Source organism: Streptomyces shenzhenensis (genome assembly GCF_021462265.1).
Lineage (GTDB): Bacteria > Actinomycetota > Actinomycetes > Streptomycetales > Streptomycetaceae > Streptomyces > Streptomyces shenzhenensis.
In genome coordinates, this window is record NZ_JAJONF010000057.1 from 1 (window position 1) to 14,684 (window position 14,684).

The window sequence follows — 14,684 nt, forward strand, 5'->3', positions numbered from 1 at the left end:
TTCCGCCCGGCACGCCGAGAGCACGCACCTGACGCCGCGCGGCCCGCCCTCCGGGCGGACGACGGGACTTTCGCAACACGCCCTAGCCCCTGAGCTGCTGGTACGCGGGCAGCGTCAGGAAGTCCGCGTAGTTCTCGTCTAGGGCGACGGTGAGCAGCAGGTCGTGGGCCTGCTGCCAGTGGCCGGCCGCGAAGGCCTCCTCGCCGATCTCCGCGCGGATCGCGGCGAGTTCCCCGGCGGCGACCTTGCGGGCCAGTTCCGGCGTGGCCTTCTCGCCGTTCTCGAACTCGACACCCGCGTTGATCCACTGCCAGATCTGCGAGCGGGAGATCTCGGCGGTGGCCGCGTCCTCCATGAGGTTGAAGATGGCCACCGCGCCGAGCCCGCGCAGCCACGCCTCGATGTAACGGATGCCCACCTGGACGGCGTTGACCAGACCCGGGTAGGTCGGCTTCGCCTCCAGCGAGTCGATCGCGATCAGGTCGGCGGCCTCGACGTGCACGTCCTCGCGCAGCCGGTCCTTCTGGTTCGGCCTGTCGCCGAGGACCCGGTCGAAGGACTCCATGGCGATCGGGACCAGGTCGGGGTGGGCGACCCAGGAGCCGTCGAAACCGTCGTTCGCCTCGCGGTCCTTGTCGGCACGGACCTTCTCGAAGGCGACCTTGTTGACCTCGGCGTCCCGGCGGGACGGGATGAAGGCCGCCATCCCGCCGATCGCGTGCGCGCCGCGCTTGTGGCAGGTGCGGACGAGGAGTTCGGTGTACGCCCGCATGAACGGGGCTGTCATGGTGACCGCGTTGCGGTCCGGGAGGACGAACCGGGGCCCGCCGTCACGGAAGTTCTTCACGATGGAGAACAGGTAGTCCCAGCGCCCGGCGTTCAGCCCCGAGGCGTGGTCGCGCAGTTCGTAGAGGATCTCCTCCATCTCGTACGCGGCGGTGATCGTCTCGATCAGCACGGTGGCGCGGATGGTGCCCCGCGGGATGCCGAGGTGGTCCTGCGCGAAGACGAACACGTCGTTCCAGAGCCGGGCCTCGAGATACGACTCGGTCTTCGGGAGGTAGAAGTACGGTCCCTTGCCGAGGTCGAGCAGCCGCCGCGCGTTGTGGAAGAAGTAGAGACCGAAGTCGACGAAGGCGCCGGGCACCTGCTCGCCGTCGACCTCGACGTGCCGCTCGTTCAGGTGCCAGCCGCGCGGCCGCATGACGACCGTCGCCAGTTCCTCGTTCGGGCGCAGGGCGTACGACTTGCCGCTCGCCGGGTCCGTGAAGTCGATGTTCCTGGTGTAGGCGTCGATCAGGTTCAGCTGGCCCAGGACGACGTTCTCCCAGGTCGGCGCGGAGGCGTCCTCGAAGTCCGCCAGCCAGATCCGGGCGCCCGAGTTGAGGGCGTTGACGGTCATCTTGCGGTCGGTGGGACCGGTGATCTCGACGCGCCGGTCGTCCAGGGCCGCGGGGCAGGGGGCGACCCGCCAGGAGTCGTCCGCGCGGACGGCGGCGGTCTCCGGAAGGAAGTCCAGGGTCGAGGTGCGGGCGATCTCGGCGCGGCGCTCGGCGCGGCGGGCGAGGAGTTCGGCACGGCGCGGCGAGAACCGCCGGTGCAGCTCGGCGACGAAGGCGAGCGCCGCGTCGGTGAGGACCTCCTCCTGCCGGGGCAGGGGCTCGGCGTGGACGATGGCCGGCGCGGACGGCGCTGGTGCGGACATCAGCTGTCACTTCCTTCAGCGGTGGCACCGGGTGCCAGTCGTTCCGGGCGCTTCTGAAAAACGGATACTACTTTCCTCATCGTGGAAGTTCAATGGTTTGTTGACGTCCGGGTGCTCTGAGCCGGGCCGCCGTTCACTCAAGGCGGCCCAGGTCCGCTTCCGTGTCGATGTCGTACGGCTCGGCCACGTCCCCGCACTCGACCAGCGTGATCGCGTCCTCGTGGGCCTTGAGATACGCGCGGGCGCCCCGGTCCCCGGTCGCGCTCGCGGCGATCTGCGCCCAGTGGGCCGAGCCGAGGAGGACGGGATGCCCGCGCACCCCGTCGTACGTGGCCGACACCAGTGAGGACTCGTCCCGGAAACCGGTGACGACCCGCGCGACGGCCGCCGTGCCGATCCCCGGCTGATCCACCAGCGACACCACGGCCGCCCGCACCCCCGCCCCGGCGAGCGACTCCAGCCCCACCCGCAGCGAGGACCCCATGCCCGCGGCCCAGTCCGGGTTCGCCACGACCACGCAGCCGCCCAGCTCGGCCCGCTCCCGCACGTCCTCCGCACGGGCCCCCAGAACCACGTGCACCGGCCCGCAGCCGCCGGCGCGCAGCACCCCGACCGCGTACTCCACCAGCGGCCGCCCCCGGTGCGTCAGCAGCGCCTTGGGGCGCCCGCCGAGCCGTCTGCCGCCGCCTGCGGCGAGCAGCAGCCCGGCGATCTGGTCACGCGTGTCCGTCATGCGTCCTGCATACCCGACGCCGGAGCGGACGCCCGGCTCCGAAGGGCTGAAATTCGGTCCGCGCGGTAGCGCTTTCCGTACGGAAGGGCGTTTACTGACCGGCGTCCCCGGGCGCCCGGCCGCCGTCCTGGGGCGCCCGGCGAGGGGGGAGAGCTGTGTTGCGGAGCTTGGGACAGAGGCCAGTGACCGGCAGCGACGAGGATTCGAGGGTGACGGAACTGCGCACGGCGGTCTCCCGGCTGCGCCGCGAACTGGCCGGGCATCCGGCTGAGTTCCCGGACCGGGCGATAGCCGAGGAGGAGCTGGCGGCCCTGGCCGCGATGGCCGCGGGCGGCATCCCGGAGGTCCCCCGCCTGCGCCGGTCGCTGTTACTGATCGCGGGCGCGATCGGTTCGGTGAGCGCGCTGTCGCGAGGTCTGTCGGACGTACGCCGGGCGGTGGACCTGTTCGGTGAGACGCCGAGACCCTGAGCGCCGTACGGGCCGCGGGGCCGTATCGAGGTGCGGCTCCGCGGCGCGGGCATGACCAGCCGCGACGCGCCCCGCACTCCCCAACGGCGGGGCGGTCCCTGCCGCTCAGGCTCCCGAACTCGCCAACGTCTGGGACAACTCGACCGCCACCTGCCGCAGCACCGGCACGATCTTCGCCACCGCCGCCTCCGTGACCCGACCCGCGGGACCGGAGATCGAAATGGCGGCCGCGGTCGGCGAACCGGGCACGGACACCGCCAGGCACCGCACCCCCATCTCCTGCTCGTTGTCGTCCACGGCGTACCCCAGCCGCCGCACCTCCTCCAGGGCGTCGAGGAACCCCTCCGGAGTGGTGATGGTCTTCTCGGTCGCCGCCGGCATCCCGGTCCGCCCCAGCAGCGCCCGCACCTCGGCGTCCGGCACATCCGCCAGCAACGCCTTCCCCACGCCCGTGGAATGCGGCAGCACCCGCCGCCCCACCTCGGTGAACATCCTCATCGAATGCTTGGACGGCACCTGCGCCACGTACACGATCTCGTCCCCGTCGAGCAGCGCCATGTTCGCCGTCTCCCCGGTCTCCTCGACCAGCCGCGCGAGATACGGCCGCGCCCAGGTGCCGAGCAGCCGGGCCGCCGACTCGCCGAGCCGGATCAGCCGGGGTCCGAGGGCGTACCGCCGGTTCGGCTGCTGCCGCACATAGCCGCAGGCGACCAGCGTGCGCATCAGCCGGTGGATCGTCGGCAACGGCAGTCCGCTGCTGGCGGACAGCTCGCTGAGGCCCACCTCGCCGCCCGCGTCCGCCATCCGCTCCAGCAGATCGAAGGCGCGCTCAAGGGACTGGACCCCGCCGCCGGACTTGGCGGAGCCGGTGGCGCTGGCGTCGGACGTCGGCACGGCGCGTTCCTTTCGGGACTGGCGGGAAGGCCGGCAGCCTACCCGGCAGTCGGTTGACTCCCTGGTCGCACATCACTTCGTTCTGTTTGTCGGAATGCTAATTCCGCCTTGTGGAAACGTCCAGGGTGAGTGCCTGTGGGGGCCGGGAAGCAGTGTGCCCTTGACGCCGCGAGAGCGGGAGTGAAGACTCCTTCAACAGAACGTTGAACTCTGTTACGTGGGTGTAAATCCCGTTTCCCGGAAGCAACCGGAAGTAAAACGGCGCAGAGAGAGGGGTCCGGGTGTCCGACGCTGAACTGGTGTTGCGCTCGACGCGCGTCATCACCCCGGAGGGGACGCGGGCCGCCTCGGTCGCGGTGTCCGCCGGGACGATCACGGCCGTACTGCCCTACGGCGCCCACGTCCCGGCCGGCGCCCGCCTGGCGGACTTCGGCGACGACGTCCTGCTGCCCGGCCTGGTCGACACCCACGTCCACGTGAACGACCCGGGGCGTACCGAGTGGGAGGGCTTCTGGACCGCCACCCGCGCGGCGGCGGCCGGCGGCATCACCACCCTGGTCGACATGCCGCTCAACTCGCTCCCGCCGACCACGACCGTCGACGGCCTCCGCGTCAAGCGCGCGGTCGCGGCCGGCAAGGCGCACGTCGACGTCGGCTTCTGGGGCGGCGCACTGCCCGGAAACGTCAAGGACCTGCGCCCGCTGCAGGAGGCCGGTGTCTTCGGCTTCAAGGCGTTCCTGTCGCCGTCCGGCGTGGACGAGTTCCCCCCTCTGGACCAGGAACAGCTGGCCCGGTCGCTGGCGGAGATCGCGTCCTTCGACGGCCTGCTGATCGTGCACGCCGAGGACCCGCACCGCCTGGAGACCGCCCCGCAGCGGGGTGGCCCGAAGTACGCCGACTTCCTCGCCTCCCGCCCGCGCGACGCGGAGGACACGGCGATCGCCCAGCTGATCGCCCAGGCGAGGCGCCTGCACGCGCGCGTGCACGTCCTGCACCTGTCCTCGTCCGACGCGCTGCCGCTGATCGCGGCGGCCAAGGCGGACGGCGTCCGCCTCACCGTCGAGACCTGCCCGCACTACCTCACCCTCACCGCCGAGGAAGTCCCGGACGGCGCCAGCGAGTTCAAGTGCTGCCCGCCCATCCGGGAGGCGGCCAACCGGGACCTGCTCTGGCAGGCGCTGGCCGACGGCACCGTCGACTGCGTGGTCACCGACCACTCGCCCGCCACGGCCGACCTGAAGACCGCCGACTTCGCGACCGCCTGGGGCGGCATCTCGGGCCTCCAGCTCAGCCTCGCCGCCGTATGGACGGAAGCCCGCAGGCGCGGCCACGGTCTCGAGGACGTGGTCCGCTGGATGTCGGCCCGCACGGCCGCGCTCGTGGGCCTCGACGACCGCAAGGGCGCCATCGCGGCGGGCCGGGACGCCGACTTCGCCGTCCTCGCGCCCGACGAGACCTTCACCGTGGACCCGGCCGGCCTCCAGCACCGCAACCGGGTCACCGCGTACGCCGGAAAGACCCTGCACGGCGTCGTGAAGTCCACCTGGCTGCGCGGCGAACGCATCCTCGCGGACGGCGAGTTCACGCCCCCGCGGGGCCGCCTGCTCACCCGCACCCCGTGACCTCCCGGTCTCCCGCACCCGCAACGGCCGACACCCGGAAGGAAGAACCTCTTTGACGGCGATCCCGCCCTTCACCGGCGCCGCGCCCCCCTACTCCGGCGGCGACCCGTACGCCGACTACCGCACCGCCGACTTCCCCTTCACCCGGTACCCCGACCTCGCCGACCGGCGGCTCGGGGCCGGGGTCGTCGCCGCCAACGACGAGTTCTTCGCCCAGCGGGAGAACCTGCTGACTCCGGGACGGGCCGAGTTCGACCCCGAGCACTTCGGGCACAAGGGCAAGATCATGGACGGCTGGGAGACGCGCCGCCGCCGCGGAGCCTCGGCCGGCCACCCCTGGCCCACCGCCGAGGACCACGACTGGGCACTGGTCCGCCTCGGCGCTCCCGGGGTCGTCCGCGGGATCGTCGTCGACACCGCCCACTTCCGCGGCAACCACCCGCGGGCGGTGTCGGTCGAGGGCACCTCGGCCGCCGGCTCCCCGTCCCCGGAAGAACTGCTCGGCGACGACGTGCAGTGGACGACCCTCGTCCCGCGCACACCCGTCGGCGGCCACGCGGCGAACGGCTTCGCGGTCTCCCTGGAGCAGCGCTTCACCCACCTCCGCGTCCGTCAGCACCCCGACGGCGGCATCGCGCGCCTGCGCGTCCACGGCGAGGTCGTCCCCGACCCCGGGTGGCTCGCCGTGCTCGGCACCTTCGACGTGGTCGCCCTGGAGAACGGCGGCCGGGTCGAGGACGCGTCCGACCTCTTCTACTCGCCGGCCACCAACACCATCCAGCCGGGCCGCTCCCGCAAGATGGACGACGGCTGGGAGACACGCCGCCGCCGCGACCAGGGCAACGACTGGATCCGCTACCGGCTCGCCGCCCAGTCGCAGATCCGCGCGATCGAGATCGACACGGCGTACCTGCTGGGCAACAGCGCGGGATGGGCGTCGGTGTCGGTCCGGGACGGCGAGGACGGCGGGGACGCCGACTGGCACGAGATCCTCCCGCGCACCCGCCTCCAGCCCGACACGAACCACCGTTTCGTCCTGCCCGGCCCGGCCGTCGGCACCCACGCGCGCGTGGACATCTACCCGGACGGCGGCATCTCCCGCCTCCGCCTGTTCGGAACGCCGACAGCGGCAGGAGCGGCGGCCCTGGCCACGATCCACCGCGAACTGTCCTGACTTCCCCTCCCGCGCACCCACGGTTCGGGCGGGCGGGCGAGGGGAACCGCCGGATCGTCGGCTACGTTCTTCTGCCGTGACTCTTCAGCAAGAAATCGTCGGCAACGCCATGCAGATGGCGGTCGTCAACCTGCACCCCGGCCAGACCGTCTACTGCGAGGCCGGCAAGTTCCTGTTCAAGACGACGAACGTGACCATGGAGACCCGGCTGAGCGGACCGTCGGGCAACGGCGGCCAGCCGCAGGGCGGCGCCGGTGGCATGGGCGGCATGCTGCGCCAGGCCATGGGCACCGCCATGCAGGTCGGCCAGCGCATGCTCGCCGGCGAGTCGCTGGCGTTCCAGTACTTCACCTCCCAGGGCGGCGAGGGCACCGTCGGCTTCGCCGGTGTGCTGCCCGGCGAGATGCGGGCCCTGGAGCTCGACGGCGGACGCGCCTGGTTCGCCGAGAAGGACGCCTTCGTGGCGGCCGAGTCCACCGTCGAGTTCGGTATCGCCTTCCGGGGCGGCCGCACCGGCATGAGCGGCGGCGAGGGCTTCATCCTGGAGAAGTTCACCGGCCACGGCACGGTGATCATCGCCGGTGCGGGCAACTTCATCGACCTCAATCCCGCCGACTTCGGCGGCCGTATCGAGGTCGACACGGGCTGCGTCGTCGCCTTCGAGGAGGGCATCCAATACGGCGTACAGCGTGTCGGCGGCCTCAACCGCCAGGGCATCATGAACGCGGTCTTCGGCGGCGAGGGCCTCTCCCTGGCCACCCTGGAGGGCAACGGCCGGGTGATCCTGCAGTCCCTGACCATCGAGAGCCTCGCCAACGCCCTGAAGAAGGCCCAGGGCGGCGACAAGCAGGGCCCGACGGGCGGACTGTTCTCGACGAACGCGGGATGAGCGCACACCGGAGGCCGGCCGACCCTCCAGGAAGAAGGCCGCGGCCGGAGCCCGGACTCGTCGTACCTCGCCGAGGCGCGCGTCCGGCGGCGCTGCTGAGCCCGCCTGCGGGACTGCACTGTGTCGCGAAAGCGATAGAGTGCAACACCTGCAAGGACGAATGACGATCCGGGCGGGCCGGAGCCTGAGTGCCGGGCACCCCCCGGGGGAGCCGCAGGAGGACCGGTCATGGCAGCCCAGGCGCGCAGTCCGCGTGAGCGGTACCGGGAACAGACCCGCGCGGAGATCAAGGAAGTGGCCGTGCGCCAGCTTGCCGCCGGCGGCGTCGAGGGTGTGGCGCTGCTGCGGATCGCCAAGGAGATCGGGCTGTCGGGCCCGGCGCTCTACCGCTACTACGCCGGCCGCGACGACCTGCTCGCCGAGTTGGTCCTGGACGCCTACACGGCCGCGGCCGAGGCCGTCCACGCGGTGGACACCGACGGCGGAGGGCGCGCGGCGCTGCTCGCGCTGACCAGGGCCTACCGGGCGTGGTCGGTGGCTCATCCGCACCTCTACCTGCTCATCCAGGGCACCCCGGTGGCGGGCTTCACCGCGCCCCCGGAGACCGTGATGAAGGCCCGCTCGGTCCTCGGGCCGTTCCTGTCGGTCTTCGCCGAGGGCCGGCCGCTGGCCGGTCTGGATCCGCTGCTGGCGCAGTTGCAGGCCTGGCTGCGCGACGAGCCGGAAGTCGCCGCGTGGGTCCGGCAGTGGACGGGCCTGCCCGCCACCGATCCGGCCGCGGCGGTGGCGCTGACCGGCGCGGTGATGGCTTGGCCGCAGTTGCACGGCACGGTGGGCCTGGAGGTCGCGGGCCAGTTCACGGGGATGGGCCACAGCCCCGCCACCCTGCTCGACGTGCAGACCGCCATGCTGGCCGACGCCTTCCAGCTCCGCTGACGGCCGTACGGCACTTCGGCTCTGACGAGGACCCTTCAGCCCTGTCGGCAACCGCCGGCAGGGCTTTTCCGTGGCCCCACGTCGACGACGAGGCCGACAGCCGACAGTCGACCGCCCACCCCTCTGCCGTCGCGGTGAGGCGGGCCCTGCGCCTGCGCTGTCCATGGTTTCGTCACGTCGGTTATACCCAGTAACTATTGCGTGCCTCACTAGCGGTTGCTAGGGTTCATTTCTGTTAGAGCTTCTCACTGAAGCGATCGCAACTAACAGCCAACCCCATCGGGATGTCAGGGAGGTCGCCATGGGCGCCGAGCAACTCACGCAGGTCGTTCTGCCGGGCAAGGTCGAACCGGAAGGGCTGCTGATCCGTCACGGAGCGGTCCCGGTACCCGGACCCGGCCAGGTCGTGATCCGGATGGAGGCGACCGGCGTCTCCTTCGCGGAACAGCAGATGCGCCGCGGCAAGTACTTCGACCAGCCGCCGTTCCCCTTCTCGCCCGGCTACGACCTGGTCGGCACCGTCCACGCCACGGGCCCCGGCGTCGATCCGGACCTGGCCGGAACCCGGGTTGCCGCACTGGTCAAGGTCGGCGGCTGGGCCAGCCACGTCGCCGTGGCCGCGGCGGACGCGGTGCCGGTGCCCGACGGTGTCGACGCGGCCGAGGCGGAGGCCCTCGTCACCAACGGGATCACGGCCTGGCGGATGCTGCACCACATGGCGCGCGTCAAGGCCGGCCAGACCGTGCTGGTGCACGGCGCCAACGGCGGTGTCGGCTCCGTCCTGGTCCAGTTCGCCCGGCTTGCCGGCGTGAAGGTGATCGGCACGGCCTCCCCCCGCCATCACGCGGCCCTGCGGGAGCGGGGCGTGACCCCGGTCGACTACCGGTCCGAGGACGTCCCGGCCCGCGTGCGAGAGATCGCCCCCCATGGTGTGGACGCCGTCTTCGACCACGTCGGCGGCCCCGGCGTCCTCGACTCCTGGCGGCTGCTGGCCCCCGGCGGCACCCTCGTCTCGTACGGGTCCGCATCCACCCGGGACGTCGGGGGTTCCAAGATGTGGCCGGTGCTCAAGACGGTCGGCCGGGTGATGCTCTGGAACGCGCTGCCCAACGGGCGCCACGCCTACTTCTTCAACGTGTGGGCCGGGGCCAGGAGGAAGGACGGCTTCCGGGCCCGGCTCCACGCCGACCTCACCGAAGTCCTCGACGCCCTGCGGCGGGGCGACATCGACGCGCCGATCGCCGCCCGGATGCCGCTCGCCCGGGTCGCGGAGGCGATGCGGCTCGCCGAGTCCGGCACGGTCGCCGGAAAGGTGATCCTCACACCGTGACGGCGCCGGGAACCGTGCCGCCGCGCCGCCGCCCCGCGGGGCGGGTGATCCGGGCCGGCGAGACGCCGGACCGGCACCGGTGGTCAGGCCGCCGGTGCCGGTACGCGTGCGACGGGCCCGTCCTCGACCGGTCGTCGGCCGATCGGCCGGGCCTCACTCCGTGCTGTGGGGGGTGCGCGGGGCGAGGGGCCGGGCGCCGGGCCTCAGCAGCCGAAGTCGATCAGGTCGAACGAGGCGTAGTGATCGGCGGTGTAGTAGTCCTCCTGGCTCGCCTCGCCGGTGATGACGCGGCGTGCGCCGCGCGTGGAGGAGCCGGGGGTGACCACGGTGTACTCGTGGTAGTAGCCGGACGGTTCGCTGGGCAGGAGGCCTTCCTGGTTGCGGAAGACGGTCCCGTCCTGCGAGTACGGGAAGGGGCCGTCCGACGCGATCAGGTCCAGCGTGTCGTACGCCTGCGAGGGCAGGGCGCTGTAGCAGATGCTGCCGACCGAGGTGGCGGCCGCGTCCGCCGTGGAGACGGCGACGGTGCCGCCGACGAGGAGCGCGGACAGAAGGGCGCCCGCGGCGCCGATGCGGGTGATCCGTGGGGGGAATCTCATGACTCCATGATGACGCGCGTAGAGTGTGGCATGTCAATGACAACTCCGCAGAATTTCCCGCCAAGTCCGATGAGTTTTCGCGGAGTTAACCGAACGCCTGGTGGCTTCAACGGCCTCATGAGGGGCGGCGCGGGGGACACCGAGATCGTCGCCGCGTTGCGCCGGTCGCGGACGGCGAACCCGCGCTGTCGCCCGCCGTCACCCCGCGGCTGACGCGGCAGGCCGCCGCCACCCGGCAGGCACGCGCGCGTGGCCGGCTCGACGCTCTCGAGACGGGTGCGATCGAGCGACCGCGCCGACCTCCTCGGGAGCGCAGCCCCTCGGTGCGCCGGCAGCCGTGGTCCGCGGCCGGACACAGCCGACCCGGCCGGTCCGGGGAGGCGGTCAGGCCGGCTGGTCCGGGATCTCCGCGAGCGTCACCGGTCTGCGCTCGCGCCGGGAGATCTCACAGGCCTCCGCGATCCGCAGCGCCTGCAGCGCCTCGCGCCCGTCGCAGGGGTTGGCCAGCTCGCCGCGCACCACGTCGACGAAGGCGCACAGCTCGGCCTCGTAGGCCGGCCCGAACCGCTCCAGGAAACCGGGCCACGGCTTGTCCGCGGGCGGCGGCCCGGTCGGCTCGGTCGAGGCCACCGGCGTCCGGTCGTCCAGGCCGACCACCACGGTGTCCAGCTCGCCGGCCAGTTCCATCCGCACGTCGTATCCGGCGCCGTTCAGCCGGGTCGCCGTCGCCGTGCACAGCGTGCCGTCGTCCAGGGTGAGCACCGCCGCTCCCGTGTCGACGTCGCCGGCCTCGCGGAACATCGCGGGACCCGCGTCCGAGCCGGTCGCGTACACGTCGACGACCTCGCGGCCGGTCACCCAGCGCAGCACGTCGAAGTCGTGGATCAACGTGTCCCGGAAGAGCCCGCCGGACAGCGGCAGCCACTCCGGCGGCGGCGGCGACTGGTCGGAGGTCAGCGCCCGTACGGTGTGCAGCCGCCCGAGCCGGCCCGAGCGCACCGCCTCGCGCGCACCGGCGTACCCCTTGTCGAAGCGCCGCTGGAAACCCATCTGAAGCACCGTCTGGGCCTTCTCCACCTCCGCCAGGGCATTCAGCGTGCCCGGCAGGTCGAGGGCGATCGGCTTCTCGCAGAAGACCGGCAGCCCGGACCGCGCCGCCCGGCCGATCAGGTCGGCATGGGCGGAGGTGGCGGCGGTGATCACCACCGCGTCCACGCCCCACGTGAAGATCTCGTCCGTGCCCGGTGCCGCCGTCTCCCCGAGCCGGTGCGCCAGATCCTGGGCCCGCTGGGGATCCACGTCCGTGAGGATCAGCGATCCGACCTCGCGATTACGGCTGAGCGTGTTCGCGTGAATGGTGCCGATGCGGCCCGTCCCGATGACCCCGATGCGCATGGGAACAAGGTGCTGGTGCACCCCGTTCGCTGTCAATCCGTATGTCCGGACAATCGAACTACACAACTTCCCGTCAACCCGTCACGGGGATACGCTCGGCCCCGTGCCCAAACCAGACGTGGACCCGACCGTGACGCTCGACCTCCGTGTGGACCGGAGTTCCCCGGTGCCGTTGTACTTCCAGCTCGCCCAGCAGCTGGAAGCGGCCATCGAGCACGGCTCGCTCACCCCTGGCAGCCTGCTGGGCAACGAGATCGAGCTCGCCGCACGGCTCGGCCTGTCCCGCCCGACCGTCCGCCAGGCCATCCAGTCCCTGGTCGACAAGGGCCTGCTCGTCCGCCGCCGGGGCGTCGGCACCCAGGTCGTGCACAGCCAGGTCAAACGCCCGCTGGAACTCAGCAGCCTCTACGACGACCTGGAGTCGGCCGGCCAGCGTCCCGCGACGAACGTGCTGGTCAACACTGTCGTCCCGGCGTCCGCCGAGGTGGCGGCCGCGCTCGGGGTCGCCGAGGAGACCGAGGTGCACCGGATCGAGCGCCTGCGGCTGGCGCACGGCGAGCCCATGGCGTACCTGACCAACCACCTGCCGTCCGGTCTGCTCGACCTGGACACCGCCCAGCTGGAGGCGACCGGCCTGTACCGGCTCATGCGGACCGCCGGGATCACCCTGCACAGCGCCCGCCAGTCCATCGGCGCGCGCGGCGCCACGGCCGCCGAGGCCGAGCGGCTCGACGAGCCGGAAGGCGCCCCACTGCTCACCATGCAGCGCACCACCTACGACGACACCGGCCGCGCGGTCGAGTTCGGCGACCACATCTACCGGCCCACCCGCTACTCCTTCGAGTTCCAGCTGCTCGTACGGCCCTGAGGACACCGCCGTCCCGGTCGTAATGTCCGGACAATATGACCGATGCGTGTGCTGACGGCAGGCTGAAGGCGGAGGTGACCCGGACTATCGACGCCACCGGCTGCAACGCCCCGAAAGGGGCGCGGGGCTGTGCATGTGCGGCTCCGCCGCGTGGGCGCGACCAGCCACGATGCACCGGCACCCGGCAATGGCGCGCACCCTTCCTTATCTCCCCCGAACGGCACCCTTTCCCGCGGTGAGGCACAATCGAGCCCGATGAGCACCTACCGCGACCTCACCGCCCCCATCGGCTCCCGCCGAGCCCCGGTTCTGCGAACCGTCGGCACCCGGGAGCGCCGGTCCCACCTGACGGCCCCGCGCGTCCCCACCGTCGGCATCGACATCGGCGGCACCAAGGTCATGGCGGGCGTCGTGGACGCCGACGGCAACATCCTGGAGAAGCTCCGCACGGAGACCCCGGACAAGTCCAAGAGCCCGAAGGTCGTCGAGGACACGATCGTCGAACTGGTCCTGGACCTGTCCGACCGGCACGATGTGCACGCCGTCGGCATCGGCGCCGCCGGGTGGGTGGACGCCGACCGCAACCGCGTGCTGTTCGCCCCCCACCTGTCCTGGCGCAACGAACCGCTGCGCGACCGCCTCTCCGGCCGGCTCTCGGTCCCCGTCCTCGTCGACAACGACGCCAACACCGCCGCCTGGGCGGAGTGGCGCTTCGGCGCCGGCCGCGGCGAGGACCACCTGGTCATGATCACGCTCGGCACCGGCATCGGCGGCGCCATCCTGGAGGACGGCCAGGTCAAGCGCGGCAAGTACGGCGTCGCCGGCGAGTTCGGCCACATGCAGGTGGTGCCCGGCGGCCACCGCTGCCCGTGCGGCAACCGCGGCTGCTGGGAGCAGTACAGCTCCGGCAACGCGCTGGTCCGCGAGGCCAGGGAGCTGGCCGCGGCCGACTCCCCGGTGGCGTACGGGATCATCGAGCACGTCAAGGGCAACATCAACGAGATCACCGGCCCGATGATCACCGAGCTGGCCCGCGAGGGCGACGCGATGTGCATCGAGCTGCTCCAGGACATCGGCCAGTGGCTGGGCGTCGGCATCGCCAACCTCGCCGCCGCCCTCGACCCGTCCTGCTTCGTGATCGGCGGCGGGGTCTCCGCCGCCGACGACCTGCTGATCGGCCCCGCGCGGGACGCGTTCAAGCGCCAGCTGACCGGCCGCGGCTACCGCCCCGAGGCCCGTATCGCGCGTGCCCAGCTGGGCCCCGAGGCGGGCATGGTCGGGGCCGCCGATCTCGCCCGCCTGGTCGCCCGCCGGTTCCGCCGCGCCAAGCGCCGCCGGGTCGAGCGGTACGAGCGCTACGAGCGGTTCGCGGAGGCCCGCCGTACCCGGGACACCGTATGACCGCTGCGCTGCCCCGCCAGGCCGCGTCCCCGGAGGAAGGACGGCGCCGGCCCGAGACGCCGGGGCACAAGGCCCGCCGCCGGGGGCTCACCCTGCTCATCATCGTGCTGCTCATCGGCGTACCGGCCGGCTATCTGGTGATCTCCGCCAACCAGAGCCGCGACAGCGGCAAGGAAAAGGAGTCGAAGTACTCGGCGACCGGCCTCGCCGCGGGCTGGCCGTCGAAGGTGCAGCGGCGCCTCTACCAGGTACCGGTCCCGCACCCGGCCGACCCGATCGCCTACTACGAGACGAACAACTGGAAGACCAGCCGCCTCTACGTCCAGTTCCGCACCAACAGTGCGGGCCTGGACAGCTTCCTCGAGGGCATGGGCATCAACCGGGACGCGCTCAGGAAGGACGACATCAGCATCAGCTCCCGCGACCAGAAGATCTCCGGCTGGAAGTTCACCGGCCGCGGACCCTGGTGGGGCCTGACCCGCAAGCAGAAGAACCCGGCGCCCACCCAGGACGTGGTGGTGAACACGGCCGACCCGGACTACCCGATGATCTACGTCGTCTCGCGCACCGTTCCGTGAGCCGCCGCCCCGGCCGGTCGCCGGGGCCGACTGTCAGACCCCGCCCGTACAGTCGAAGACGTCTGATCCGGCATGAGGGCGGGAGGTGGC

Annotated in this window: 14 protein-coding genes; 9 read left to right on the forward strand and 5 right to left on the reverse strand. The window is 72.0% G+C overall.

Going from position 1 to position 14,684, the window contains the following annotated elements; genetic code table 11:
• Positions 1-82 precede the first annotated feature (82 nt).
• Positions 83-1,705: a malate synthase A gene (gene aceB / locus LQ326_RS41410; protein ID WP_234544244.1), complete on the reverse strand. Its 1,623-nt coding sequence runs from the start codon at positions 1,703-1,705 to the stop codon at positions 83-85.
• Positions 1,706-1,838: 133 nt separating this feature from the next.
• Complete coding sequence (locus tag LQ326_RS41415; RefSeq protein WP_234544245.1) at positions 1,839-2,438, reverse strand: nucleotidyltransferase family protein; 600 nt, start codon at positions 2,436-2,438, stop codon at positions 1,839-1,841.
• A 155-nt stretch (positions 2,439-2,593) separates the two neighbouring features.
• Here LQ326_RS41415 and LQ326_RS41420 point away from each other — a divergent pair, with 155 nt between their 5' ends.
• The gene (locus LQ326_RS41420) at positions 2,594-2,908 is read left to right on the forward strand and encodes a DUF5955 family protein (RefSeq protein ID WP_234544246.1); all 315 of its coding nucleotides are present in this window, start codon (positions 2,594-2,596) and stop codon (positions 2,906-2,908) included.
• A gap of 105 nt (positions 2,909-3,013) precedes the next feature.
• Here LQ326_RS41420 and LQ326_RS41425 read toward each other — a convergent pair whose 3' ends face one another.
• On the reverse strand, positions 3,014-3,802 hold the full coding sequence (locus tag LQ326_RS41425; RefSeq protein WP_234544247.1) for an IclR family transcriptional regulator: 789 nt from the start codon (positions 3,800-3,802) through the stop codon (positions 3,014-3,016).
• Between the two features lie 281 nt (positions 3,803-4,083).
• Here LQ326_RS41425 and allB point away from each other — a divergent pair, with 281 nt between their 5' ends.
• The 5 genes from allB (at position 4,084) to LQ326_RS41450 (ending at position 9,753) form a co-directional block, all read left to right on the forward strand.
• Positions 4,084-5,424: an allantoinase AllB gene (allB, locus tag LQ326_RS41430; RefSeq protein WP_234544248.1), complete on the forward strand. Its 1,341-nt coding sequence runs from the start codon at positions 4,084-4,086 to the stop codon at positions 5,422-5,424.
• 52 nt (positions 5,425-5,476) lie between these two features.
• Positions 5,477-6,598 (forward strand): allantoicase, encoded by a 1,122-nt coding sequence (alc, locus tag LQ326_RS41435; protein ID WP_234544249.1) that lies wholly within the window; start codon positions 5,477-5,479, stop codon positions 6,596-6,598.
• A gap of 76 nt (positions 6,599-6,674) precedes the next feature.
• The gene (locus tag LQ326_RS41440; protein ID WP_181806605.1) at positions 6,675-7,487 is read left to right on the forward strand and encodes an AIM24 family protein; all 813 of its coding nucleotides are present in this window, start codon (positions 6,675-6,677) and stop codon (positions 7,485-7,487) included.
• A 228-nt stretch (positions 7,488-7,715) separates the two neighbouring features.
• Positions 7,716-8,423: a TetR/AcrR family transcriptional regulator gene (locus tag LQ326_RS41445; RefSeq protein ID WP_234544250.1), complete on the forward strand. Its 708-nt coding sequence runs from the start codon at positions 7,716-7,718 to the stop codon at positions 8,421-8,423.
• 301 nt (positions 8,424-8,724) lie between these two features.
• Positions 8,725-9,753, forward strand: a complete 1,029-nt coding sequence (locus LQ326_RS41450; protein ID WP_234544251.1) for a medium chain dehydrogenase/reductase family protein — start codon at positions 8,725-8,727, stop codon at positions 9,751-9,753.
• 203 nt (positions 9,754-9,956) lie between these two features.
• Here the strand turns inward: LQ326_RS41450 and LQ326_RS41455 are convergent, their stop codons facing one another.
• Complete coding sequence (locus LQ326_RS41455; protein WP_234544252.1) at positions 9,957-10,352, reverse strand: ribonuclease domain-containing protein; 396 nt, start codon at positions 10,350-10,352, stop codon at positions 9,957-9,959.
• 384 nt (positions 10,353-10,736) lie between these two features.
• Positions 10,737-11,747 (reverse strand): Gfo/Idh/MocA family protein, encoded by a 1,011-nt coding sequence (locus LQ326_RS41460; protein ID WP_234544253.1) that lies wholly within the window; start codon positions 11,745-11,747, stop codon positions 10,737-10,739.
• Between the two features lie 130 nt (positions 11,748-11,877).
• Between LQ326_RS41460 and LQ326_RS41465 the strand changes: the two genes are divergently transcribed.
• From LQ326_RS41465 to LQ326_RS41475, 3 genes are all read left to right on the forward strand, one after another.
• Complete coding sequence (locus tag LQ326_RS41465; RefSeq protein WP_234544292.1) at positions 11,878-12,615, forward strand: GntR family transcriptional regulator; 738 nt, start codon at positions 11,878-11,880, stop codon at positions 12,613-12,615.
• Between the two features lie 255 nt (positions 12,616-12,870).
• Positions 12,871-14,016, forward strand: coding sequence for an ROK family glucokinase (locus LQ326_RS41470; RefSeq protein ID WP_234544254.1), 1,146 nt, complete (start codon positions 12,871-12,873; stop codon positions 14,014-14,016).
• A complete protein-coding gene (locus LQ326_RS41475; RefSeq protein ID WP_234544255.1) occupies positions 14,013-14,594 on the forward strand; it encodes a sugar kinase in 582 nt (193 codons plus the stop codon). The genes LQ326_RS41470 and LQ326_RS41475 overlap by 4 nt, the downstream gene beginning before the upstream one ends.
• Positions 14,595-14,684 lie beyond the last annotated feature (90 nt).